The sequence below is a fragment of the Arthrobacter sp. MYb221 genome (assembly GCF_002979835.1).
GTDB lineage: Bacteria > Actinomycetota > Actinomycetes > Actinomycetales > Micrococcaceae > Glutamicibacter.
In genome coordinates this window covers 1-24594 of sequence record NZ_PCPW01000002.1, presented here as the reverse complement: position 1 = coordinate 24594, position 24594 = coordinate 1, and the positions used below count along the sequence as shown (strand labels likewise).

The window sequence follows — 24594 nt, the reverse complement described above, 5'->3', positions numbered from 1 at the left end:
GGCTTAACCACTTATGACTGAAAGTTCAGTAGGCAAGGCCGATACTGCGCGTATGCAGAAGCCGACCAAGCTGAAGAAGGGGACCCTACGTACCGTTCCGCTGGGCGGATTGGGCGAGGTCGGCCGCAATATGACCGTTTTCGAGATCAACGGCAAGCTGTTGATCATCGACTGCGGTGTGCTCTTCCCCGAAGAGCACCAGCCGGGCGTTGACCTGATTCTGCCCGACTTCTCCTACATCAAGGATCGTCTGGACGACGTGGTGGGCGTAGTGCTCACCCACGGCCACGAAGACCACATCGGTGCGGTTCCGTACCTATTGCGTCTGCGCGAAGATATCCCGCTGTATGGTTCGAAGCTGACCCTTGCCTTCATCGAAGCCAAGCTGGCCGAGCACCGCATCAAGGCGATCACCAACGTGGTCACCGAGAATGAAGTGGCTCAGATCGGCGAGTTCGAGTGCGAATTCGTCGCGGTGAACCACTCGATCCCAGACGCGCTGGCCGTGTTCGTGCGTACCGAAGCCGGTACCGTGCTGCACACCGGTGACTTCAAGATGGATCAGCTGCCGCTCGACGGCCGCATCACCGACCTGCGCCACTTCGCCAAGCTCGGCGAGGAGGGCGTGGACCTGTTCCTCACCGACTCGACCAACGCCGAGGTGCCGGGCTTCACCGTCGCCGAACGCGAAATCGGTCCGGTGCTGGAAGCGAAGTTTGCTCGGGCCCGCCGCCGGATCATCGTCGCCTCCTTCTCCTCGCATGTGCACCGCGTCCAGCAGGTGCTGGATGCTGCAGCCGTGCACGGCCGCAAGGTTGCTTTCATCGGCCGTTCGATGGTGCGCAATATGGGCATCGCCGAGCGCCTCGGCTACCTGCACATCCCGCAGGGGGTCGTTGTTGACTTGAAGCAGGTTGACCAGCTGCCGGATCACAAGGTGGTGCTGATGTCCACCGGTTCGCAGGGTGAGCCGATGGCAGCACTGTCCCGCATGGCCAACGGTGAACACAAGGTCCAGATCAACCCGGGTGACACCGTGATCCTGGCCTCCAGCCTCATCCCGGGCAACGAGAACGCGGTCTTCCGCGTGATCAACGGCCTGATGCGCTTGGGCGCCGAGGTCATCCATAAGGGCATGGCCAAGGTCCACGTTTCCGGCCACGCCTCGGCCGGTGAGCTGTTGTACTGCTACAACATCGTCCGTCCGAAGAACGTTCTTCCGGTCCACGGCGAAACCCGCCACCTGATCGCCAATGGCCGTTTGGCCGCGCTGTCCGGTGTTCCGGAAGAGAGCGTCATCCTCGCGGAAGACGGTTCGGTCATTGACCTCAAGGACGGCGTAGCCGAACTCGTTGGCCAGGTCGAATGCGGTTACGTCTACGTGGATGGTTCCAAGGTCGGTACCATCACCGACGAGGACCTCAAGGACCGTGTCACCCTGGGCGAAGAAGGGTTCATCTCGGTGATCACCGTGATCAACCGCCAGAACGGCACCTTGATCTCCGGGCCAGACATCCACGCCCGCGGCGTGGCCGAGGACGATGCGGTCTTCAACGAGATCAAGCCAAAGATCGCCGCAGCGATCTTGGAGGCAGTGGCTAATAATCCAAACCACTCCACCCACCAGCTGCAGCAGATCGTGCGCCGCGTCATCGGTTCGTGGGTGTCGCGCAAGCTGCGCCGCCGTCCGATGATCGTTCCGGTAGTGCTCGAAGCGTAAGCTTCAATCCTCGAAATGCCCCAAACCACCAGTGGTTTGGGGCATTTCGTGTATCTAAGGCAAGGTTCTCTGCCGATGCTGGGGCCATGTTAACGCTCCGCGCGCAGCGTTCAGCCAGCTTGCTGCCACCCACGCTGGGCCCGCTCGGCTACTGGCAGCGGCGGGATTCCCTGATCGCCAAGCTCGGGTCCGTGGCGCAAACGACCTGAACGACCAACCGGCATAGACTGACGTATCACTGCAACGCATTAAATATCGACAAGTCAAATAGCAATCGCATATGATCACCATATGGTGAAAATTGCTGGGCAGAAGGCCGAATCGTTCACTTTGCCGCTCTTCGGGCTGGCGATCCTGGCCGGCATTGTTTTTGGCGCCGCGCTCAGCGCCGCAATTTTCTGGCCAATTCTGGCTAAGGAATCACCGTTCTCGCTGTCCGGCATTGGTGGGGGTCTGGTGCTGGCCTTGGCCAACGGCGCGTGGATCGGCGCGATCGCCGCGGTCTTTCCCGCCACGGGGGCAACCATCGCCTTGGCGATTCGTGAGAAGAAACGACCCGCCGCTACCGGAAACTCCCAGGCTCTGATGGGCGCGATCGGTTCCGCCGCCGGCGGGGTCTTCGTGGTACTGGCGCTCGGCGCAATTTTCTCCCAAGCGCTGGACCTCGTATCCGGGCTTGCATCTGCTTTGGCCTTCCTCATACTGTGCTTCGCTATCGCGTGGATGAGCATTCGTGGGCTAGCGCAACGAAGGGCAGCATCTTCGATTCGGCCACGGCCGGGAGCACCCGCGGAATAGGCAAGGCTCCAATCGAAGCGCATCTCCTCGGTGCAGGTCCAATCACTAAGACTTTCAAAACCCGACAGGAACGAATCCGTGGAGATCTCTGAGCAAACGCGCGGTGTCGGGAACAATCAACTGATAACAAAAAACAAATGGCGATTTCTGCCGCTGCTTTGCGGATCAGGATGGGCGATCTTGTTGCTTGTCGTGGATCCGTTGCTTGCCCGTGCCCCTTGGTGGACTTATCTCGACGCGGGTTTGTGGTTTGCACTGGGTTTCCCGCTGCTGCCGTGGCTCGGATTCGCTGGGTTGATGGCGTTCCTTGGATTCGTCGTTTCAACTCGGGTGAGCGTTCTGCTGTTCACGTTGCTCTCGCTAGCTCTGGGAATTATTCCAAGCACCATATGGGCACTGCTGCTGAGCGATGTTTTCCCTGAGGCTGGAGTATTCCGAATCACCGCTGATCTATCGCTGGCTGCCGGGGCAATGGTGATCCCGCTGTCCTTCGTGGCGCTTATCAGAACGATGATCGTGCGATGGAAACAGGCAAAGCTCCGTCCAGCGAAAGGTTGTGGAGGTCGGAGCATTCCGTCTTCGACGAAAAGCGACTAATTCCAGCCCAAGCGATCTCGAAGCGGAAGAACCGATATCGGAACCTGGACCGGAGTTCCTGCATGCCCAGGAGTCAGTGTAGTCTCACTTAGAATTTTTCCTGTTTGGACGTCCACGACCGTCATTGAGACCCATTCCTGCTGCATGTTTTCGTCAAGGGCTAGCCCGGTGGCCGCATCGAGGGTCAGCACCGAATCCCACATTTCTGTCAGTATTTCTGTTTCGGGGCCAGTCACTGCTGGCGCAGAGGCCGTTAATATCCCGGTGGTCAGCGAGAGGGAAGCTAGGGCAACGGCGGGGATAAGCAAGATATTCCTCCAAAAGTAGTAACTATGTTTATGTCGATCCTAATGTGGCTTGAAGGTTTAGTGCATGTTGTCTCGAAGATCGAGTGAAAATCAGTTCGTAGTCTGCCGTGCCGTCATCGGATTTTTAGGGCAGAATTAGGCTCAACGCCACCGCAAGGAGCCAATGTATGCACAGGCACGACGCAGCTGATCACAACGAGCTAGTGGGGAGCAACAGTGCATGATCGAATTTGATACCGTTTCCAAGCACTATCCAGACGGCACCACGGCTGTTGAGGACTTCAGCTTGACGATTCCAGCCCATCGCACCACCGTATTCGTGGGTTCCTCTGGTTGCGGCAAGACGACATTGCTGCGCATGATCAATCGCATGGTTGACCCCAGTGCCGGCACGGTCCGCATAGACGACCAGGATGTATCCACAAAGCCCGCGGTGGGCCTGCGCCGCAGTATCGGCTACGTCATGCAGAACTCGGGGCTTCTCCCGCATTTCACCGTGGCAGAGAACATCGCCACGGTTCCCCGGCTCGAAGGCAAATCTCGCAGGGTTGCCCGAACCCGGGCACTGGAACTTATGGAGACCGTAGGCCTGCCCTCAACCATGGCTGACCGATACCCGCACCAGTTATCCGGAGGCCAGCAGCAACGTGTCGGAGTGGCCCGTGGCTTGGCTTCTGACCCGAATATTTTGCTCATGGATGAGCCCTTCGGTGCCGTCGATCCCATTGTGCGCGCCGAACTGCAGCAGGAACTGATTCGGCTGCAACAAGAACTTGATAAGACGATTGTCTTCGTCACCCATGATATCGATGAGGCATTCCTCCTCGGCGACCAGGTGGTGATCCTGTCCGCCGGTGCGCAGAAGCTGCAGGTGGGTAGCCCGAGCGAAATCATTGAAAACCCAGCCAACGAGTTCGTGGCTTCTTTCATCGGCACAGACCGTGGAGCCAGAGCACTGAGCGTCAAAAATACGCCCCACGGTGCCGTGCTCGTGGATTCCCAAGGCCGGACCCAGGGAAGACTCGTCGAGGACGGATCCAAGGCGTGAACTGGATACTCGAGAATCTGGGACTCATCGGGTCGCTGTCGCTAGAGCACTTGCGGCAGAGCCTGATAGCGATCGTCATCGGGTTCCTGCTTTCCATCCCGCTGGGCTGGGTAGCTTGGCGATTTCGAATCGTTCGCGGACCGGTTGTGACAACCACCGGCCTGCTCTACACCATCCCCTCGCTCGCGTTGCTGATGCTCCTGCCTGTGCTCACCGGAATGAGCGCGATCAGTGAAGCCAACCTGATCGTGGCACTGAGCATTTACGCGATTGCGATTATGGTCCGCGGCGTCGTGGACGGACTGGACTCCGTAGACCCTGCCGCGCGCGCGGCCGCAACTGCCGTGGGCTACGGGCCCGGGCGCCGGTTTTTCGCGGTGGACCTGCCGCTTGCCGGTCCGGTGATTCTCGCCGGACTGCGCGTCACCGCGGTCAGCACCATCTCGCTAGCGACCGTGGGAATCTTGGTGGGTGTGACGAACCTGGGATACCTGTTCACGAACGGCCTCCAGCGGCGCATCATCGAAGAAGTCTTTTCGGGGATCCTTGCGGTGGCCTTGATTGCCCTGGCCATCGACTTGTTCTTAGTCCTCCTCGGACGATGGCTGATGCCTTGGACACGTCAAATTAAGCAACCAAAGCGAAAAGCTACGCATGCGGCCAGAATGCGGGTGTCGCTATGAACCTGATTGCCAAGGCACTTGAATGGATTTCCGCGCCAGAGCAGTGGGAAGGCAGCGGGGGACTGCAGGCATTGCTTGGCCAGCATCTGCTGTTCACGGTGGCGGCGGTGCTTCTTGCGGGAGTCATTGCCATCCCTGCCGGTTGGGCGATCGGGCACACCGGTATTGGGCGCGAGATCGCCGTGGGCGCCGCGGGTGTCGCCCGTGCGATACCTTCTTTCGGCCTGCTGATCTTATTGGTGCTGCTCTTTGGCGTGCTGCACAAACCCGAAGCAGCCATGGTCGCCTTTGTTCTACTGGCCATCCCTTCGCTGCTGGCCGGAGCCTATACGGGGTTTGAAGCCATAGACCGCAAGACCCTTGACGCGGCTCGGTCTATGGGGATGACCGAGTGGCAGATCCTCTTCAAGGTTGAAATCCCGCTCGGCCTGCCGCTGCTCGTAGGCGGAATCCGGTCAGCCATGCTGCAAGTGGTCGCAACGGTGACCATCGCGGCCTACGTGAACCTTGGCGGGCTGGGCCTGCCAATTATTACCGGGCTGAATCTGCGGCGCTTCGACATGGTTCTCGGCGGAGCGCTCATGGTGGCGGTGCTTGCGCTGCTCCTGGACCTGTTGTTCGCCGTGATTCAAAAGACGGCAGTTCCGGAGGGCCTGGGAAAAGCTAGGAAGAAGGCACCGCGCAAGCTCGCCCCAGACAAAACCGCCGGTGAAGATGCAAACCCGAAAATAGATCACTCGACATCCCAGGAAAGGGAAAAGCCATGAAACTGAAACGCACTATCCCGAGCGCAGCCGCAATGCTGGCCGGCAGTCTTGTCTTGGCTGGTTGCGCAGGGGGAGACCCGCTGGCAACCGAGAGCAACGCCGAACAAGGCGGCGGAGAAACGATTGTTGTCGGCTCGCAGGCCTACTACTCGAATGAGATCGTTGCCGAGATCTACGCCCAGGCGCTGGAAGGTGCCGGCAAAGAGGTGGAACGCAAGTACAGCATTGGTCAGCGGGACGCGTACATGCCTCAGCTCGAAGAGGGCAGTATCGATGTGTTCCCCGAGTACACCGGCAATCTGCTGCAATTCTTCAAGGAAGACACCGAAGCGCGTGCCGCCGATGAGGTCTACACCGAGCTGACGTCGGAGCTTCCGGATTCTCTGGCGGTCCTTGAAGCGGCCGAGGCCTCTGACCAGGACTCCTACACCGTGACCCGGGCGTTTGCTGAGGAAAATAACCTGAAGTCCATCAAGGACTTGGCGAATGTTAGCGAGCCGTTGACCCTCGGCGGGCCACCGGAGCTTGCCGAACGCCCCTACGGCCCTAAGGGGCTCGAAAGCGTCTATAGGGTGAAGGCTGACTTCTCCGGGACCGGCGACACCACCGTTGAAGATCTGGTCGCCGGCACGGTGAACATTGCCAACGTGTTCACCGCCGACCCGCGCATCAAGACCGAAGATCTCGTGGTGCTAGAAGATCCCGAGTCGCTGTTCCTGGCTTCGAACGTCGTTCCGGTGGTCTCCGCCGAGCTGTCAGCGGATCTGGCCGAGGTGCTCAACCCGGTTAGCGAAAAGCTGAGTGCCGAGACCCTGGTTGAGTTGAATGTGCAAAGCACCGTTGACCAGAAGTCGGCCGCCGATATCGCTTCGGCCTGGTTGACCGCTGAAGGGCTTTAATGCCAGATCCTCTCTAGGCTGGATATCCAGGAGATCGCCCGCCGTACCCGGAAATTCCGGGTACGGCGGGCGATCTATTTTTGTTCCGAGGTGCGCTGCGGCCTATCCGGGCGAGCGGGGCTGGCGTGGGTTCAAGGAGACGGCGGGCCGTCATCGTTTTGACTTTTGAGAATGATTCTCATTAGTGTTTACGATTGTTGGCTAAAAGGCGTACTCAGAGACCTAAGGTCCCCGCCCTGGCCGCACCGAATGGAGCAATGATCTATGAGAAGAATCAATCCTTGGATGGTGGCCATGCCCGCCGTCATCCTGGCCGTGGCCACCGCCTGCGCCGTCCCCGGCGGAACCGTGAACAGCGCGCAGAATGAATCGGCCGCCGGCAGCATCACCCTTGACAGCTGCGGCCGGGAGGTGGTGTTCGACGCGGCACCGCGCAGCGTGCTCGCGGTCGGTTCGGAGGCTCCGGCGCTGCTGTCCGCAGCTGGAGCCGGCGACAAGCTGACGCACTACGCTGGCAGCCTGGAGGTGCCTTTCGACGCGGCCACCAAGGCCGTGGTGGAGGACGCCGAGCGGATCACGGAGGACTCGCACGACGTCTCCTACGAGATGATCCTTGGTTCGGGAGTCGACGTGGTCATCGGCACCGATATCGCAGCCGGAGTCGATCTGGATTCCCTGGCCGAACGACTGGACGAGGCCGGGGTCCAGATGCTGACCGTGAGCGGCTACTGCGCCGGATTCGAAGACCGCTCCACCGGAGGAGTGAGCGGATTCGAGCAGATCTACCGTGACGTGCAGTCCTACGGCCAGTTGTTCGGCACCGATCAGGCGGCCGAGAATGCGGTGGAGGACATGCGCGAGCGTGTAGCGGCCGCCGCGGCGCGCGTTGAGCAGGGCAGCGGAGAGCGCGCGCTGTCCCTATACGTGCCGAGCGCCGGCGGCCTCGGATCCTATGGAGGGGAATCGCTGGTCTCGGAGCAGATGGAGCTGCTCGGCCTGGAGAATGCCTTCGGCGATGTGCCCAAGCGCTACTTCGACCCTTCCACGGAAGAACTGATCGCCAGCGCCGCCGACAAGGTCTTCGCGATGTACCTGCCTACCGGTTCCTCGGCACTGGAAACCGACCAGGAGGTGCTCCAGGCGCTGCGCGATCGACCCGAGCTCGATGGCCTCGCTGCCATCGAGGAGGACGCGGCCGTGGTGCCGCTGAACTACTACTATTCCTCACCCGGCCCGCTGGCCGTGGACGGCGTGGAGCTGCTCGCGGACCGGTTGTCCGCCCCATGAGCCAGTCAGCACAGCTGCGCCGGACCCCGCGCCACACCGGCCGCCGGCACGCCTCCGCGCTGCCTGCACGCAGATACGCGCGTTCCACTGCGGCCAGGGGCACCACCGAAGTGGACTTCGCGAAGCTGAGCCCGACATCCAACACCACCGTGCTGGTCACCAGCCAGCATCCGCCCCGGCAGTACCGCACCATCGCGGAGCAGTTGTTGCGCGCCGAGCATCTGCATGCCGAACAGGTCGGGTTCATCTTGCCGGCGGAATCCTCCGCGGCGCAGTTGCGCCTGCACATGGCAGGGGACGAATTCTGCGCCAACGCCGCGATGGCGCTGGCAGCGCTGCACGCCTCGAGGCAGGGGCAGACCGGCCGGGTTGAACTCTTTCTAGAAGCCTCGGGCGCCGAGGAGCTGCTGAGCTGCCGAGTCGAGCCCCGGGATTCGGGCTACCGCTGCCAGCTGGAGAGCCCGCTGCCGCTGAGCATCGAACCCTACCCGTCCCCGGGAGCCCGCTCGGGAACGGCCCTGGTGCGGTATGCGGATTCGGTGCACCTTGTCATTGAGTGCGCCGGCCACGGCCAGGGGCTGCGCGAGCACGCCGAACAGGCGGCTTTGCAGCTGGGCAATAGCGAAGGCGTCTCCGTTGCCGGGGTGATGCTCTACGATCCGGCGCGCGGGGCGCTGGACCCGCTGATCAACGTGCCCGCACTGGGCAGCCTGCTCTGGGAACGCAGCTGCGGCTCGGGAACCGCCGCGCTCGGCGCGTACCTGGCCGCGAAGAACCGCGCTCCGGTCTGCGCCAGCGTACGGCAACCCGGCGGCAGCATGGACGTGGAAGCCGACTACGGCTCCGGAACGGTAACCGGGCTGCGCGTCGCCGGACACGTGGCCATCGTGGCCGAGGGGAGGGCATATATCCATGACTGAAATATCGATTGGCGCAAGCCCGGAGCTGAGCTCCGGTGCGCAGGCCATGCTGGCCACGCTGCGCGGCTTCCTGCGCCACTTCAGCGCGGCGGCCGACGGCTACGACGGCTCGACCCGGCACGCTGGCGAGCTCGAGGAGCTGCTGGCGGACTACGCGCGCTTCGTCACCGATCCGGGCAACGTGCCCCCCTTCGCCCAGCTTGCCGCGGCCGCCGGCACGGATGAGCTGGTGGACCAACTGCGTTGCCAGTCGGCGCGCTGCGTGGCGGTCATCGAGAAGTACCGCGCGCTGCGGCTGCTGGAGGGGCAGGTAGGAGCGGAGGGATACTTTGCCAATATCGAATCCTGCATCGCCAAGGAATTCGGGGCCGTCGCGCTGACCGGGGATTCCAAGCTGTTGCTCGTCGGCGCGGGATCCTTCCCGATGACGCTGCTGAACGTCGCCTCGCTCACCGGCGCGTCCGCGCTCGGGATCGACATCGACGCTGAGTCGATTGCGCTCGGGCGCCGGGTCGTGGCCCAGCTCGGCGAGGGCCTGGACATCGGGCTGGAGGAACGCGCGCTCCACGAGTTGGACTTCACCGCGCAGGCCACCCACGTGGTGATCAGCTCCACGGTGGGCGTGAAATACGAACTGTTGCACCAGATGCATGCGCTGACCCGCGAGGACATCGTGGTGGCCATGCGCTTCGGGGACGGGCTTAAATCGCTGTTCAACTACCCGATGCAGCAGGTCGACCCGGCGCTCTGGCGGCTGGTCGACATCATCCGCCAGCCGGACCAGGTATTCGACATCGCGCTGTACGTGAAGCAGCGCTCAATAGGAAAAGACGTTTAGCAGATGGACGAATTGGGAAATATCCTCATCGCCGGGACCGGTCCGGTGGCCGTGCAAAGCGCGGTGCTGCTCGGGCGGCTCCCCGGGACCCTGGGCCTTGCGGGCCGCGAATCGCAGCGCGCGGCGGCATTCTTCGCCGCGCTGGAGACAACTGCGGGCACCGTGCGCGCCGAGGTGCAGAACCTCGCCCACGCGGCACTGGCCGGGGAAGCGGAGATCGAACACGTCTTCCACGGGTACGGATCGGTGGCCGGGGAATGGGACACGCTGCTCCTGGCGGTCACTGCGGATGCCTACCTCCCGGTGCTGCGCCAACTGGCCGGTGAGGTGCTGGCCGGGTTCGAACGCATCGTCCTGCTCTCGCCCACCTTGGGCTCCGGGTCACTGGTGCGCGAATACGCCAACGCCCGGGGCGCGGACCCGGAGGTGATCAGCTTCTCCAGCTACCTGGGCGACACCCGCTGGCCGCAGGGACACCCGGGCGCCGCGGTGTTGACCGCCGGAGCCAAGGCCCGCATCTACGCCGCATCGAATCGCGGCAGCTCGCCGGGACTGGAACGGCTGCGCGCCGTGCATGAGGCGGCGGGCACCGAGCTGGCGGTGCTCGGCCTGCCAGCCGAAGCCGAGGCGCGGAATATTTCGCTGTACGTGCATCCGGCGCTGTTCATGAACGAGGTCACGCTGCGCGCCGTGTTCGCCGCGAAGCCGCCGACGCAGTACGTCTACAAGCTCTACCCAGAGGGGCCGGTCACCCCATCCATGATCCACGCCATGGTCCAGCAGTGGCGCGAGCTTTCGGCCATCATCGCCGCGCTGGGCGGGAAGGGAGTCAACCTGCTGGCCTTCATGCTCCAGGACGGCTACCCGGTCCACCCGCAGAGCATCGACCCGGAGCAGGTGGCGGCATTCGAGCAGCTGCCGGCCATCCACCAGGAGTACCTCGTCTACGTGCGCTACGCCTCGCTGCTCGTGGACCCCTTCTCCGAACCGGATGCCCACGGGCGCTACTTCGACTTCTCCGCCATTCCCATTCGGCCGATCTTCCGCAACGACGCAGGCCGCTGGGACGTGCCGCGGATGCCGAGGGAAGACTACTACCGCACCAAGATCATCCAGGGCCTCGCCCGGCACTTGGCGGTGCCCTGCCCGACGATCGACCGCCTGCTGGCCGCCTACGAGAGCGCTCTGACACAGGCGGCGCATGCACTGGGCACCCAGCCGCGCTCCGCGGCCTTCGCCGTGCAGGACTTCGGCGAAGAACTGGGCATGATCCGCGCCGGGATCGGAAGCGCCGCATGAGCCGGGCCGAACTGGACACCACCGGCAAGCTGCCCGGCGAGCGGAAGATCATCGCCGAGATCTGGCCCGCCCTGCTGGCCTCGGCCGTGGGCCTGCTGCCCTTCACCGTGCTCTCCACCTTCCTCGTGCCGATCGCCGACTGGGCCGGGGCCGGCTATGCCGAGGTCGGCTCGCTGCGCGGGCTGGCCGGCGTCGGCGCGGTGCTCACCGGCGTTGCGCTGGCCCCGCTGATCGGGCGCATCGCCCCGGGACGGGTGGCCGCCGCCGCGCTGGCGCTGCTGGGGATCGCCGCGGTGCTCGGGACCTTTTCCGGGCTCGCCGCGCTGGCCGCCTTCTGCCTGGTCACCGGCATATCCAACGCGCTGCTCTACCCGGCGCTGTCCACCGCCGCGGCGGACCGCTTCGGGAATACTCCCACCGCGGGCCGCGCCGCCACCCTGGTGATGACCGCCCAGACCCTGGCCTCCACGGTGGGCGCACCGCTGCTGGTGCTGCCGGCGCTGTGGTGGGGCTGGCAGGGGAACCTCGTGGCCATCGCCATCGCCTCCTTTGCGCTGGTGCCCGCACTGCTGCGCTACGGCCGGATGGAATCCGGGGCGGGGCAACCGGCCCAACCGGCCCCGCGGCTGGGCTACCTGGCCGCCTTCCGCTCGTTGGCCGCCATCCCCGGGGCACGCGCCCTGCTGCTGGTCTCCTTCGGGCGGGCCGGCGCGCTCATGGGGCACCTGGCCTTCCTCGCCCCGCTGTATGCAGACAAATTCCAGCTATCCACCGGCTGGTTCGCCTTTGTCTGGTCGCTCAGCGGAGGATCCTTTTTCCTCGGGCATCTGCTGGCCGGACGGATGCTGAACGCCGAGGACTCCGAGCGGCGCACCCGGGCGGTGATGGGCATCGCCTTGGCCGCGGCGCTGCTGGCCCTGCTCGGGGTGTACCTTTCCCCGGTGCTGCCGCTGGCGATGCTGTGCACCTCGGTGCTCTCGGCCAGCCACGCGGTGGTCTCCGCCGCGGTGATGACCCTGCTGGTGCGCCGCTGCGCCGAAGTGCGTGGCACCGCGCTGAGCCTGAACGCCGCCGGCATGTCCCTGGGCTTGTTCCTCGGCGCGGGCGCCGCCGGGGCGGCGCTGGGTACGGCGGGGTATCTGGCCGCGGCCGCAGTGCTCGGCGGGTTCACCCTGCTTGCCCTGATTGCCGCGCTGACGCTGTGCACCGCAACGAATGACGAATCGATGGAAAGGCAGCCATGACCCAACTGGATCCCGCGCTGGGCGAACCGCGCGGCGCAACACCACCGGCGGCGCCGCTGGTGTTCACCGGAGACGACCTGGAGCACGGCAAACGCACCCGGCACACCTGGCTGTGGATCGCCGGGCTGCTCGGCGCGCTGCTGATTACCCTGCCGGTGGCCGTGGGCCTTGGGCCGGTGGCCATCGAGGCGGGCACCGTGATCCAGATCCTGCGCCAGCATCTGACCGGCGGCCAAATGATAGGCGCCTGGACCGACTCCGAGGAATCCATCGTGCTGCTGCTGCGCGGGCCCCGCGTGCTGCTGGGCGCGGCCGTCGGCGCCGGGCTTGCGCTGGCCGGGGTGGCCCTGCAGGCCTTGACCCGAAATATCCTGGCCGAACCCTACCTGCTGGGGGTGACTTCCGGGGCGTCCACGCTGTCGGCGGCCTCGATCCTCTTCGGGAGCGCGGCCGGCATCGGCTCGGCTTCGCTGGCCGGCAGCGCCTTCGCTGGGGCGCTGGCCGCCGGGATTGCGGTATTCCTGCTGGCCCGGGTCGGCTCGCAGATGACCTCCACCCGGCTGGTGCTCGCCGGGGTGTCCGTGGGCTACGTGCTGCACGCGCTGACCTCGCTGCTGATCTTCGCCTCCGATGACCCGAATGCGGGCCGCTCGGTGCTCTTCTGGACGCTCGGCTCGCTGGGCCAGGCCACCGTCCAGTCCGCGCTGCTCACCTGGGCGGTGGTGCTGGGCACCTTGGTGCTGCTGCTGCTCTGGTCCCGCCCGCTGGATGCGCTGGCCATCGGCGATTCCACCGCGCAGACGCTGGGGATCTCCCCGGCGAAGCTGCGCGCGGCGGTGATGGTGGTGACCGCGCTGTGCGTGGGCGCGCTGGTCGCGGCCTCCGGCGGCATCGGATTCGTCGGGCTGATCATCCCGCATATCGCCCGGCTGTGCGTGGGCTCCACGCACCGCAAGCTGCTTCCTGTGGCCGCCCTGCTCGGCGCGATCTTCCTGGTCTGGGCCGACGTGCTCGCCCGCACTTCCATGGCCCCGCAGGAGCTGCCGCTGGGCATCGTCACCGCCCTGCTTGGCGCCCCGCTGCTCTTCGTGCTGGTGCGCAAGCTGAACCCGACCCAATGACAACCAATCACCCGAAGGGGCATAAAGCATGATCACAGCCACCGATGTATCCGTGGGCTACGGCGGCAAACTGGTAGTGAAATCCGTCGGCCTGCATGCCGGGCAAGGCGAGGTCGTCGGGCTGATCGGCCCGAACGGCAGCGGCAAGTCTACCTTCCTGCGCACCCTGTATGCGGCGCTGCGCCCGCGCGCCGGGCTGGTCACCCTGGACGCGCAGCCCCTCGAGGAGCTGCACGGCACCGAGCTGGCCCGCCGGGTGGCCGTGGTCGCGCAGGAGACGCCTACCGACCTGCCGGTGACCGTCGCCGACATGGTGCTGCTCGGCCGCGCCCCGCACCGCAAGGCGTTGGCGGCCTTCACCCGCGAGGACCACCAGGCGGTGGCCGCGGCGCTGAGCCGGGTCGGGGCACGGGATCTGGCCGACCGCCGCTACGCCACGCTCTCGGGCGGGGAAAAGCAGCGCGTGCTGGTGGCCCGCACGCTGGCCCAGCAGGCGGACCACCTGCTGCTGGACGAGCCGACCAATCACCTGGACATCCGCTACCAGCATGAGCTGCTGCGCATGGTCGGGCAGCTGGGGGTCACCACCGTGGTCGTGCTGCACGACCTGAACCTGGCCGCCCGCTATTGCACCAAGCTGGTTATGCTCGAAAACGGCCAGGCAGTGGCCAGCGGCACTCCCGAGGAGGTGCTCACCCCCGAGCTGCTGCTGCGGGTGTACGGGATCCACGTTGAACCGTTTTCCGTGCGCGGCGCCCTGCAGCTGGTCTTCAGCATGGCCGATGAGCATTCCGAGCCGCAGTCCCCGGCGGCGGTGCGCTAGCACCGCGGCGGAATCCGCCGGTTCCAGCCCCGAGGCAGGTAGGCAACTTCCGGCTCAGTCCCGAGGGCTGGCGAATGCTTGGCGAATCTCTGCAATCCGGGACATCAGCGCTGCTTCGACCTGTTCGCGCGGACGTTTTGAAGCCGCCCGACCGGCCCACGCCAGTTGATCCGCTCCTTCATTCAGCTTTTCTCCGCTGTGCCCTTTGACCAGTTCAAAGGCAACCTGCGATTCGGTGGAGTTCCATGCCTGCAGGAACCGGTGCTTGGAGTCCTCGCTGATGCCGCAATAGCCGGTCGCGCACCGGCCATCAAGGGCCAGCGCCTGGGCTACACGATAGGCATCGGCAGAATCAGTATGGATCGTTGCGCTGGCCGGTCCGGTGGCGGCGAGGTATTCCAGCGCCACGACCAGCGCAGCAAATTCGAGCATGCTGATCGTGTCGAAGGATTCCCCGGCGTAGAGGATCGCGTCCCCGTGTTCGCTGAGCAGTGCGACCGCACAAGCGCCGGTGGGATCGGTTGAGGCATCGACCGCCAGGGCGATGCGCGATGGCGTTTGTGAAGCGAGATCCCAATACTCCGGTTGCCACTGCTGAGGCGCCGGATCGTGTTGGGGATGGTGTCCCCGAGGCGGAATGGCCATCGGCATATCCAAGACGCTTCCTGCCTGGAGCGCGGCGCTGGTCTGAAGCTGCTTCGCGAGCTCCACTTCCCGATGCACCACGCCGGATGCTTGATTCACGTCGTTCAGTCCTCGCGTCACTGCGAATCCGGCCTCTTGGAGATATCTGGGCAGGTACCAATGCCTCTTCGGGATCGAAACCCAGGTACTGGATTTGTGCTGCGCTAGCAGCTGTTCGAAGTGCTCGATGATTTCGACCAATGGCCGTGGCGAACTGGACTGCCCCTGATGCGTGGACACGCGCTGATGCTCGTCGCGAATGGCGATCATCCAGTAGATATGCTCTGCGCTGCCGGCGATTTCGGGCGTCGTCCACGCAATAAAAGCCGCATGGAATGCCGACGCGAGATGGTCCGATGTCGGCACGCACGGAATCGAGGCGGCACGCGGGCGTCGTTCAAGCAGTGCCGTGGATTGCTTGCTCTCAACAAGATCAGCCATGAACAAAGTATCTCGGTGCCCACCGACATTTAGGTTCGACCCCGGAGCAATTCCACGTGATGAGTATCTAGCTGGCGCCAAACCCCGTCGAGACGTGTAAATTCGGCCGGTATCCGGTAGGTGGAGATACCCTAGAACTATGGCCTCACGCACCCAGTCGCAGGGGGCGAAGAAGCCGACGACGCGCAAACCGCGGACGTCGGGCGCTTCGCCTGCCAAAAAAACTCCCGAGAACCCGGAACAGGATCTCGCTCTTCCGCTGCGCGCAATTCGCAGCATGTGGATGGGCATCGCCCGGATCTTCGGCGGCGCCTTCCGCCGGATCGGCGCCACCGTCCGGCCCGACTTCGAGCTGCGCCGCGACGGAACCGGGCTGTTCCTGACGCTGATCGCGATCACCGTCGCCATCGTCGAATGGTGGGGGCTGCGCGACGTGGGCTGGTTCGGCCGCGGCGTGCACTCGGTGGCCGGCGGCTCGCTGGGGTTCATGGCGGTGCTGCTGCCGGTGGTTTTGGTCATCGGCGCCTTCCGCCTCTTCCGCCACCCGGAAGCGGATTCGGCCAATAACCGGATCGGCATCGGGCTGTTCATGATGACCATGGCCGGATCCTCCCTGGCCGCCCTGGCCAATGGTTCGCCCGCGGTCACCGACGACTTCGCGGCGCTCTGGGCCGCCGGCGGAATGGTCGGCTCGATCCTGGGCACCCCGCTGGGCCTGCTGATCTCGGTTCCCGGCGCGATGGCCGTGCACATCTTCTTCCTCGTGCTCTCGCTGCTGGTCGTCACCGCCACCCCGCCGCTGCAGATCGCTTCGCGGGTGCGCATCGGCTATAACCGGCTGCTCGGCCAGGATCCGCACCGCGAGCGCAGCGCGCCGACCGTGGCGCAGGCCCCGGTGCTCGATCCGAACTCCGAGTCGCACGACCAGTCCTACCTCTACGCGGACGCGGAGCAGGAAGCGCCGGCTCCGAAACCCAAGAAGAAGAACTTCTTCGAACGCCGGGCCGAGGCCAAGCGCGTCTCCGAGGTCTACAACGTGGACGGCGAGACCGGCGACGAGCGCACCGGCGACGTCGCCTACGACAAGGCGGTGATCGAACCGAACGAACCGGCCACCAACGCGCTGCCGGTCACCGACGTCTATGACGCGGATTCCACCGCCACCGAGGCGATCTCCCGGCCCGCCGCCGAGGCCAAGCCGGCGGCGCCCGCCGGACCGCCGCCCGGAGTCAAGCGCCCCACCAAGGCCGAGACCGAGATGGCCGCGATCATGGACCAGGTGGGCCTGGGCAATGCCGAGCCGGAACCGGAGACCGACGCGATCCCGACCGTCGCGGTCAACCACACCCGCCCGGCCCCGGCGCTGGCCCCCATCCCGCAGCGCACCGAACAGCTCCAGCTTTCCGGAGATGTCACCTACACGCTGCCGCAGGACGACTTCCTGCCCGCCGGCCCGCCGGCCAAGGAAGCCTCCGAGGCCAACGAGGCCATCGTCGCGGCGCTGACCAATACGCTGCAGCAGTTCAAGGTGGAGGCCCACGTCACCGGCTTCTCCCGCGGTCCCACGGTGACCCGCTACGAGATCGAGCTGTCCCCGGGCACCAAGGTGGAAAAGGTCACCGCGCTGTCCAAGAACATCTCCTACGCGGTGGCCTCCTCGGATGTGCGCATCCTTTCGCCGATCCCCGGCAAGTCCGCCATCGGCATCGAGATCCCGAACACCGATAAGGAAATCGTCGCCCTGGGCGATGTGCTGCGCTCGAATAACGCGCGCAAGACCGAGCACCCGATGGTGATGGGCGTGGGCAAGGACGTCGAGGGCGGCTTCGTCGTGGCGAACCTGGCCAAGATGCCGCACCTGTTGGTCGCCGGTGCTACCGGCGCCGGCAAGTCCTCCTTCGTGAACTCGATGATCACCTCCATCCTGATGCGCTCCACCCCGGATGAGGTGCGCATGGTGATGGTCGACCCCAAGCGGGTGGAGCTCACCGCCTATGAGGGCGTGCCGCACCTGATCACCCCGATCATCACCAACCCGAAGAAGGCCGCCGAGGCGCTGCAGTGGGTGGTCCGCGAAATGGACACCCGCTACGACGACCTGGCGAACTTCGGCTACAAGCACATCGACGACTTCAACAAGGGCGTGCGCGCCGGCAAGGTGATCCCGCCCGAGGGCTCCAAGCGCGTGATGAAGCCCTACCCGTACCTCTTGGTGATCGTCGACGAGCTCGCCGATTTGATGATGGTCGCCCCGCGCGACGTCGAGGACTCGATTGTGCGCATCACCCAGCTGGCCCGCGCCGCCGGCATCCACCTGGTCCTGGCCACCCAGCGCCCGTCCGTGGACGTGGTCACCGGGTTGATCAAGGCCAACGTGCCCTCGCGCATGGCCTTCGCCACCTCCTCGGTCACCGACTCCCGCGTGGTCCTGGACCAGCCCGGAGCGGAGAAGCTGCTGGGCCAGGGCGACGCGCTCTTCCTGCCCATGGGCACCTCCAAGCCGATGCGCGTGCAGGGCGCCTGGGTCACCGAATCCGAGATCCAGCGCGTGGTCACCCACGTGAAGGGGCAGCTGACGCCCGAATACCGCGACGACGTCACCCCGGTGGCCGAGAAGAAGAAGCAGATCGACGAGGACATCGGCGACGATCTGGAGCTCTTGCTGGCGGCCACCGAGCTGGTGGTCACCAGCCAGTTCGGCTCCACCTCGATGCTGCAGCGCAAGCTGCGCGTCGGCTTCGCCAAGGCCGGACGGCTGATGGACCTGATGGAATCGCGCGGAGTGGTCGGCCCCTCGGAGGGCTCCAAGGCCCGCGATGTGCTGATCCAGCCAGATGACCTGCCGATGGTGCTGGCCGCCATGCGCGGGGATGACGGCGCCGCCCACCAGGCCAGCGCCGCCGAGCAGGCCCTGGTCGACGAGGCCAACGTGAACCACGCCGAGCCGGTGGACCTGGTCGCCGAAGACCTCGCCAAGCGCGAGACGGCCACCGAGTACTACGACGAAGCCGACGAACCGGGCGAGGACGCCTGGGACCTGACAGGAAGAAACTAAAGCCATGAGCGCGCACGCCCCGCAGCCGGAGGACTCACCGGCGCACGCCCCGGTCCCGAACCTGAATATCGCCAACGTGCTGACCAGCATCCGCATCCTGATGGTGCCCTTCTTCGTCTGGGCCCTGCTGGCCGACGACCGGGAGCAGGGGCTCTGGCGCTGGGTGGCGCTGGGGCTGTTCGTGGTGGCCATGTACACCGACAAGCTCGACGGGGACCTGGCCCGCAGCCGCGGGCTGGTCACCAACTTCGGCAAGATCGCGGACCCCATCGCGGACAAGCTGCTCACCGGCTCCGCGCTGGTGGTGCTCTCCATCCTCACCGAGCTGCCGTGGTGGGTCACCATCGTGATCCTGGTCCGCGAATGGGGCATCACCCTATTGCGCCTGGTGGTCATCCGCTACGGGGTGATCGCCGCGAATATGGGCGGCAAGGTCAAAACCGTGATGCAGGCGGTAGTCATCGGCCTCTACCTGCTGCCGTTCACCCACACCATCTCCTGGCTGCACACCACCGCCTGGGTGCTGATGCTGGCCACCGTCGCGGTCACCGTGCTCACCGGGCTGGAATACCTGTGGAAGGCCGCCAAGCTGCGCGCCGCCGCCAAGGCCAACTAGCAAAGGTTCAAATTCATGGAACACCACGGCGCCGCGGTGATCGCCGCGGCGATCGCCCAAGGCAAGCAACTTGCCACGGCCGAATCGCTGACCGCGGGGCTGATCGCCGCCACCCTGGCCGAGATCTCCGGGGCGTCGGCCGTGCTGCGCGGGGGAGTGATCAGCTACTCCACGCAGGTGAAGGCCGAGCTGCTCGGCGTGGATACCCAGCTGCTGAGCGAGGTCGGTTCGGTGGATGGCGAAGTCGCCCGGCAGATGGCGGTCGGGGCCCAGCGCGCCTGCGCGGCGGACCTGGCGGTTTCGGCCACCGGTGTCGCCGGGCCGCAGGCCCATGACGGCAAACCCGTAGGCACGGTCTTCATCGGCTGGGCGCACGGCGAGGACTCCGGATTCGTGGCCCACCACTTCGTCGGGGACCGGGCGCAGATTCGCGAACGAAGCGCGCAAGCTGCAATCAATCAGCTAGCTGCCATTTTGGATAAAGCTTCTTCACAGTAAGAGGCGAGATACTATTATTCCCCTTGATCTTCACAATAATCCGTCTAAATGTGGCGTATGTCGCATATTTGTGATTAGGGTAAGGTGTCGGGAACAAAAGCGTATAACTTGATGTTGTACGAATTGAAGGGCCGCAAGGTCTGGCTCTTCGGATAAGAAGCATCTTTCGAGAAGGACCTAGGAGTAGAGGCTATACACATGGTGAAGCAACCCGTAACTGTCAATGGTGTCGTCCGTTGGCGCGATATGGGAGACGCCCATTCGGTCCAGCCCGAGAAGGAGGAACACAAAATGGTAGTACTCCGACATGAAATCGGTGACGTCCTTCGCGATGTTCGCCAGCGCCAGGGCCGAACCCTGCGCGAGGTTTCCCATAGCGCCCGCGTTTCGCTTGGATACCTATCCGAGGTCGAGCGTGGACAGAAGGAGGCATCCTCCGAGCTGCTCTCCTCGATCTGCACCGCGTTGGAGGTGCCGCTGTCGTTGATGCTCCGTGAAGTGTCCGATCGCATCGCCTTGGCCGAAGGCGTGGTCATCCCGGACACCGTTCCGCTGGATCTGACCAACGAGTTCGCCATGGACGTCGATGGACGCAACGGCAAACCTCTGGCATCGGTTTAACCCCGACCTAAGTTTTCGACCCGAGGGCCTTCGCAAATGCGAGGGCCCTCGTGTTATGCATGGAAGAATACAACTCGTGAAAAACAGTGAATTCTGGCGGAACATGGATCATGAATTTGGTTCGGGCTACTCGCACATGCTGGCCGACTCGCTCGCGCTGACGGAGCTGGGCAGCCTCAACGCCACCCAGGCGCTACGCAAGGGAATCAAGCCCAAGCAGGTGTGGGAAGCGATCTGCCGCGCGCAAGATGTCCCGCCCGAGCGCTGGCTCGGCATGGACATCGAGCCCAAGGAAGCCTAGCCGCACGCGGCGAAGGCGCCCCCGGCGTCTTCGAAGAAACGAAATATTCGAAACACCGCGCCGCAATTTCGAACATCTGTTCGGATTGGGTTATTCTAGAAACAACAGCACGAAGAGTTTGTCCACACCTCGGGCCCAAGCGGTCTAAAGTGTCGGTTGGCGCTCATACTGTCTAGATACAGTACAAAGATTGATTGGCAGGTCGCGCGATGGCCTGCATGACCAAAGGTGAACCATGGCAAGTAATGATCGGGAAAAGGCTCTCGAGTCCGTTCTGGGCCAAATCGACAAGGCTTTCGGCAAGGGCTCGCTCATGCGTCTGGGTGACACCACCCGCGCCGCCGTTGAGGTCATCCCCACCGGTTCGGTGGCATTGGACGTCGCGCTGGGCATAGGCGGACTGCCTCGTGGCCGTGTCGTAGAGATCTACGGCCCGGAATCCTCGGGTAAGACCACCCTCGCACTGCACGCGGTAGCCAGCGCTCAGCGCGGCGGCGGCGTGGCGGCCTTCATCGACGCCGAGCACGCACTGGACCCTGAATATGCCAAGAAGCTTGGCGTGGACACCGATGCGTTGCTGGTTTCCCAGCCGGACACCGGTGAGCAGGCCCTGGAAATCATGGATATGCTGGTGGGCTCCGGCGCGCTGGACATCATCGTGATCGACTCCGTGGCGGCCTTGGTTCCACGCGCCGAAATCGAAGGCGAAATGGGCGATAGCCACGTGGGCCTGCAGGCACGTTTGATGTCGCAGGCGCTGCGTAAGATCACCGGTCGCCTCTCAAACTCGAAGACCACCGCGATCTTCATCAACCAGCTGCGTGAAAAGATCGGCGTCTTCTTCGGCAGCCCGGAAACCACCACCGGTGGCAAGGCGCTGAAATTTTACGCCTCGGTGCGCATCGACATCCGCCGCATTGAAACCCTCAAGGAGGGCACCAACGCCGTCGGCAACCGTACCCGTTGCAAGGTCGTCAAGAACAAGATGGCCCCACCCTTCAAGCAGGCCGAATTCGACATCCTCTATGGCCATGGCATTTCCCGCGAGGGCAGCCTGATCGATATGGGCGTCGAGCACGGCATGGTCAAGAAGTCCGGTGCCTGGTTCACCTACGACGGTGACCAGCTGGGCCAGGGCAAGGAAAACGCACGCCGCTTCCTGCGTGACAACCCAGATCTGGCCAACGAGCTGGAACGCCAGATCCTGACCAAGCTGGGCATCCTTGACACCGGAGAAGAAGGAGAGGCCGACCTGCGAATCGTCGAGGGCGATAAGTAGTGGCCTCAGGCTTTCAGAAACGTAGCGTCCGACCCGGATCGAGATCCGGGTCGGACGCTACGTCCGTCTCCGCGCAGTTTCAGGGCGACTTCGACCAAATGCCGGATTGGGCCAAGCCCACCGAGCAAGAGCTGGAAGAGCTAAAAGAACCTGCGCCCAAGCGCGCCGCACGCCCCGCCAAGTCCAGCCAGCGAACGCAAATACTGCAGGGCACCGCCGAACCGGCGAAACCGCAAACCGTCGATGAGCTTCGCGCCGCGATGGACAGCATCCTTGCCAATAACGCCCCGGCAGCCGAAAGCCCTAGCAAAAAAGAACGCCGGCAGGCCAGAGCCGAACGCCGTGCAGCACGCGCATCGGGCGAACCGGAAGAGCTCAGCGATGACCAGTGGCAGGAAAAGGCCCGAGGCATCATCTTGCGGCAGCTCACCGCGAGCGACAAAACCAGCAAACAGCTCAAAGACAAGCTGCTGGAAAAGGAATGCCCCGAAGACATCGCCGACGAGGTCCTCGAACGCTATGCCGAACTGAACCTGGTCGATGACGAGCGCTTCGCGAAATCCTGGGTCGTCGCCCGGGCCCGTTCCCGCGGCCTCGCCCGAGGCGCCATCCGCCACGAGCTGCGCAGCAAAGGCATCGAAGACGAGGTCGCCGCCGAAGCGCTGGAGCAGATCGACGACGAAACCGAGGAAGCGCGCGCCCGCGAACTGGTGCGCGCCAAACTACGCCCGGCCTCCATGGGCCTGGACCGCGACAAGGCGCTGCGCCGGCTGGTGGGAATGCTCGGGCGCAAGGGCTATCACGGCTCGATGGCCTTCAAGGTGGCGCGCGAAGAATGGGAAGAGCGCTACGGCGAGAAGTAGTTCGCGGGTTCACGTTTATCAGCCATGGACTTAGTCCATGGCAATCTTGAATACCGAACAACGACCATAGCGTGGTTATCTAATCCCTAGCCTTGCTGCATTTAGTCGGCGAAATTCGGTGAAGCTATCTCATTGCTGATGGTTCCTTTTCAGCATCCGATTGATTGACACCACAATCCAAAATATGAGGCTGACAACGCCGGCAAGGGCGGAGACGCCGAATGACGCGAATAATATTGAGTCTGCTTTTGGAAAAGCCACGGCAAATCCGGCGAAGCACAGCGGAAGAATAATGAGAAGGCCGAGCGTGAGCGAGAGCATGACTAAGTGAAAGCATTTGGACTTTTTCAACATTGGAGTCCTGGCGGCTGTCATCGAGTAGGGCTGCTTCTGCGCTGACTCAGCGCGAGCCCTGTCGTAGTTAGCCTGATCTGAATCCAAGCCGGTGGAACGTATTGTCGATCCTTGAAAATTATCGACCAGAGGCGTCGTATGGGAAGCAAACACTGCAGCGCTTTCGTGCAAGGAGTTTTGCTCAATTTCCGTGACGATGTCAGGGTCATCGTGGAATTCGGGAGCACAATCTGTTTGCTGACGCATGGGGACAGGTACGGGACGGATCCGAACAGTCCGCGATTCTACTGCTCCGTCCGTGGATTCGCTCATTGTCCCGGAGACATGATGCAGATATTGATCAACGGAAAAAATTGGGATACCGAATTTTTGCGCGCTCTTGGCCTTTCCAGATTGAGTTCCTGTTTCAGCTGACACGAGCATTCGACATTTCGACTTCGTTACATTTGCTTGCGGCACCATTCCATGTGCAACGGCGATATCCTCTAGTGCAGTCCTTGAGATTGGCTTACCCTGTAAGTCTCTGGCGCTGCCGGTAAAGCAGATGCCAGCGCCAGCCACAGCGATTTCATGGATCGGTTTCATCAATTTCTGTGAGTCCTGCATTAACGCACTACCAGCTATTTTGTCGACACCGGCAAGCACCGCCGCACTTGAAGCTTCGTGGACTGCAACCGTAGCTTTACTCGCTAAAAAATTAGCCAACGAGTATTCAAGTTGTTCGTCGCTTGCGACAAGGAATTCGACAACTTCGGAAGAACCTGCCCGTGGCATTAAATAGCCCGGCTCTCCCGTTGAATCAGGGAATACGTCATGAGAGGTCCTATGCGTATTCTGTAGGTCTGAATCTCTTGCGGCACGTGCTTGGCCTATCGCGGTTCGCCCATAAAATTCCTGAAGAAGTTGAGTCTTACGCAGATCTTGCGCGTCATTGCCCAGTGGAATCTCTGCCAGATGACCCCCACGTTTGAGTTCATAATCGATGTCGTACAGGGTTGAGTCGATATTGAAACCAACGGGGGTTCTACCCGCGAGGAAGGGCGATAGGGCATTCCACGCTTCATGAAGTCTGGGTGCCAGCAGTATTTCTGAAGCGGCGATGTCATAATCTGTCCAAGCGGTCCCCAAATCGCGTTCAGGGTTGATGAGTGTACTTATTTCTTCTCCGGCATCAGTAATAATCGCTATTTCAACCGGTCTAGGTCTAGATAGTCGTGAAGGCTCGCCAACTGTGCAAACTCCAACGTATGCCGTGCCCGTGGAGTGGATTTCTGTCCCCTTAGACCGCAAGTAGCGACGAATACGTTGATTTACTTTGAGATCCTTGGGCTGAATCGGCTGAGTGAGAACCAATCCTTCTAGGTTCGTGCAACGGCTGAGTCCAACATATAGTTGACCGTCTGCAAATGTTCCACCAGCCAAATCAACAACACATTTATCTAGCGTTTGACCTTGAACCGTCCCTGATTTGATGCCGCTGTCTTTCGAGAGAAAGATAGAAACCATGCCCAAGAAGTATCCTGCCGAAGT

Annotated in this window: 24 protein-coding genes and 1 pseudogene; 22 read left to right on the top strand and 3 right to left on the bottom strand. The window is 63.3% G+C overall.

The window, feature by feature from the left end:
* Positions 1 to 52: 52 nt before the first annotated feature.
* From CQ015_RS02375 to CQ015_RS02365, 4 genes are all read left to right on the top strand, one after another.
* Positions 53 to 1720, top strand: a complete 1668-nt coding sequence (locus tag CQ015_RS02375) for a ribonuclease J (RefSeq protein ID WP_374954802.1) — start codon at positions 53 to 55, stop codon at positions 1718 to 1720.
* 86 nt (positions 1721 to 1806) lie between these two features.
* Complete coding sequence (locus CQ015_RS19215) at positions 1807 to 1929, top strand: hypothetical protein (protein WP_255248509.1); 123 nt, start codon at positions 1807 to 1809, stop codon at positions 1927 to 1929.
* Positions 1930 to 2011: 82 nt separating this feature from the next.
* The gene (locus tag CQ015_RS02370) at positions 2012 to 2518 is read left to right on the top strand and encodes a hypothetical protein (protein ID WP_096288133.1); all 507 of its coding nucleotides are present in this window, start codon (positions 2012 to 2014) and stop codon (positions 2516 to 2518) included.
* Positions 2519 to 2596: 78 nt separating this feature from the next.
* Positions 2597 to 3115 (top strand): hypothetical protein, encoded by a 519-nt coding sequence (locus CQ015_RS02365; protein ID WP_105649286.1) that lies wholly within the window; start codon positions 2597 to 2599, stop codon positions 3113 to 3115.
* Here CQ015_RS02365 and CQ015_RS02360 read toward each other — a convergent pair.
* Entirely contained in the window at positions 3112 to 3423 is a 312-nt protein-coding gene (locus tag CQ015_RS02360; RefSeq protein ID WP_141393589.1) for a hypothetical protein, read from the bottom strand. The genes CQ015_RS02365 and CQ015_RS02360 overlap by 4 nt on opposite strands.
* Positions 3424 to 3643: 220 nt before the next feature.
* Between CQ015_RS02360 and CQ015_RS02355 the strand changes: the two genes are divergently transcribed.
* The 11 genes from CQ015_RS02355 (at position 3644) to CQ015_RS02305 (ending at position 14352) form a co-directional block, all read left to right on the top strand.
* Entirely contained in the window at positions 3644 to 4471 is an 828-nt protein-coding gene (locus CQ015_RS02355; RefSeq protein WP_105649285.1) for an ABC transporter ATP-binding protein, read from the top strand.
* Positions 4468 to 5154: an ABC transporter permease gene (locus CQ015_RS02350; RefSeq protein ID WP_105649284.1), complete on the top strand. Its 687-nt coding sequence runs from the start codon at positions 4468 to 4470 to the stop codon at positions 5152 to 5154. The genes CQ015_RS02355 and CQ015_RS02350 overlap by 4 nt, the downstream gene beginning before the upstream one ends.
* On the top strand, positions 5151 to 5921 hold the full coding sequence (locus CQ015_RS02345) for an ABC transporter permease (RefSeq protein WP_105649283.1): 771 nt from the start codon (positions 5151 to 5153) through the stop codon (positions 5919 to 5921). Before CQ015_RS02350 ends, CQ015_RS02345 begins: the two co-directional genes overlap by 4 nt.
* Complete coding sequence (locus tag CQ015_RS02340) at positions 5918 to 6820, top strand: ABC transporter substrate-binding protein (protein WP_105554700.1); 903 nt, start codon at positions 5918 to 5920, stop codon at positions 6818 to 6820. The genes CQ015_RS02345 and CQ015_RS02340 overlap by 4 nt, the downstream gene beginning before the upstream one ends.
* A gap of 264 nt (positions 6821 to 7084) precedes the next feature.
* A complete protein-coding gene (locus tag CQ015_RS02335) occupies positions 7085 to 8107 on the top strand; it encodes an ABC transporter substrate-binding protein (protein ID WP_105569985.1) in 1023 nt (340 codons plus the stop codon).
* Positions 8104 to 9027, top strand: coding sequence for a diaminopimelate epimerase (locus CQ015_RS02330; RefSeq protein ID WP_105649282.1), 924 nt, complete (start codon positions 8104 to 8106; stop codon positions 9025 to 9027). Before CQ015_RS02335 ends, CQ015_RS02330 begins: the two co-directional genes overlap by 4 nt.
* On the top strand, positions 9020 to 9865 hold the full coding sequence (locus CQ015_RS02325) for a class I SAM-dependent methyltransferase (RefSeq protein ID WP_258137628.1): 846 nt from the start codon (positions 9020 to 9022) through the stop codon (positions 9863 to 9865). Before CQ015_RS02330 ends, CQ015_RS02325 begins: the two co-directional genes overlap by 8 nt.
* Positions 9866 to 9868: 3 nt before the next feature.
* A complete protein-coding gene (locus CQ015_RS02320; protein ID WP_105649281.1) occupies positions 9869 to 11164 on the top strand; it encodes an opine metallophore biosynthesis dehydrogenase in 1296 nt (431 codons plus the stop codon).
* Positions 11161 to 12408, top strand: coding sequence for an MFS transporter (locus tag CQ015_RS02315; RefSeq protein WP_105649280.1), 1248 nt, complete (start codon positions 11161 to 11163; stop codon positions 12406 to 12408). Before CQ015_RS02320 ends, CQ015_RS02315 begins: the two co-directional genes overlap by 4 nt.
* Complete coding sequence (locus CQ015_RS02310) at positions 12405 to 13529, top strand: iron ABC transporter permease (RefSeq protein WP_105554695.1); 1125 nt, start codon at positions 12405 to 12407, stop codon at positions 13527 to 13529. The genes CQ015_RS02315 and CQ015_RS02310 overlap by 4 nt, the downstream gene beginning before the upstream one ends.
* Before the next feature lie 28 nt (positions 13530 to 13557).
* On the top strand, positions 13558 to 14352 hold the full coding sequence (locus tag CQ015_RS02305) for an ABC transporter ATP-binding protein (RefSeq protein ID WP_105649279.1): 795 nt from the start codon (positions 13558 to 13560) through the stop codon (positions 14350 to 14352).
* Positions 14353 to 14406: 54 nt separating this feature from the next.
* Here the strand turns inward: CQ015_RS02305 and CQ015_RS02300 are convergent, their stop codons facing one another.
* Positions 14407 to 15477, bottom strand: coding sequence for a ribonuclease HI (locus CQ015_RS02300; RefSeq protein WP_105649278.1), 1071 nt, complete (start codon positions 15475 to 15477; stop codon positions 14407 to 14409).
* Between the two features lie 139 nt (positions 15478 to 15616).
* Here CQ015_RS02300 and CQ015_RS02295 point away from each other — a divergent pair, with 139 nt between their 5' ends.
* The 7 genes from CQ015_RS02295 to CQ015_RS02265 all read left to right on the top strand — a co-directional run bounded on the left by CQ015_RS02295 (position 15617) and on the right by CQ015_RS02265 (position 22710).
* Positions 15617 to 18532 carry a DNA translocase FtsK gene (locus tag CQ015_RS02295; RefSeq protein ID WP_105569979.1) on the top strand — a complete coding sequence of 972 codons (2916 nt, stop codon included), beginning with the start codon at positions 15617 to 15619 and terminating at the stop codon, positions 18530 to 18532.
* 4 nt (positions 18533 to 18536) lie between these two features.
* The gene (gene pgsA / locus CQ015_RS02290; protein ID WP_105554691.1) at positions 18537 to 19148 is read left to right on the top strand and encodes a CDP-diacylglycerol--glycerol-3-phosphate 3-phosphatidyltransferase; all 612 of its coding nucleotides are present in this window, start codon (positions 18537 to 18539) and stop codon (positions 19146 to 19148) included.
* 15 nt (positions 19149 to 19163) lie between these two features.
* Positions 19164 to 19646, top strand: coding sequence for a CinA family protein (locus tag CQ015_RS02285; RefSeq protein ID WP_105554690.1), 483 nt, complete (start codon positions 19164 to 19166; stop codon positions 19644 to 19646).
* A 198-nt stretch (positions 19647 to 19844) separates the two neighbouring features.
* On the top strand, positions 19845 to 20267 hold the full coding sequence (locus CQ015_RS02280; RefSeq protein ID WP_105554689.1) for a helix-turn-helix domain-containing protein: 423 nt from the start codon (positions 19845 to 19847) through the stop codon (positions 20265 to 20267).
* A 76-nt stretch (positions 20268 to 20343) separates the two neighbouring features.
* The gene (locus CQ015_RS02275; RefSeq protein WP_096288099.1) at positions 20344 to 20568 is read left to right on the top strand and encodes a DUF3046 domain-containing protein; all 225 of its coding nucleotides are present in this window, start codon (positions 20344 to 20346) and stop codon (positions 20566 to 20568) included.
* 235 nt (positions 20569 to 20803) lie between these two features.
* The gene (gene recA / locus CQ015_RS02270; protein WP_105554688.1) at positions 20804 to 21847 is read left to right on the top strand and encodes a recombinase RecA; all 1044 of its coding nucleotides are present in this window, start codon (positions 20804 to 20806) and stop codon (positions 21845 to 21847) included.
* 98 nt (positions 21848 to 21945) lie between these two features.
* On the top strand, positions 21946 to 22710 hold the full coding sequence (locus tag CQ015_RS02265) for a regulatory protein RecX (RefSeq protein WP_146114005.1): 765 nt from the start codon (positions 21946 to 21948) through the stop codon (positions 22708 to 22710).
* Between the two features lie 129 nt (positions 22711 to 22839).
* On the opposite strand, the pseudogene CQ015_RS02260 reads toward CQ015_RS02265, so the two are convergent.
* Positions 22840 to 24594 (bottom strand): annotated as a pseudogene (locus tag CQ015_RS02260) (hypothetical protein); the annotation flags it as partial.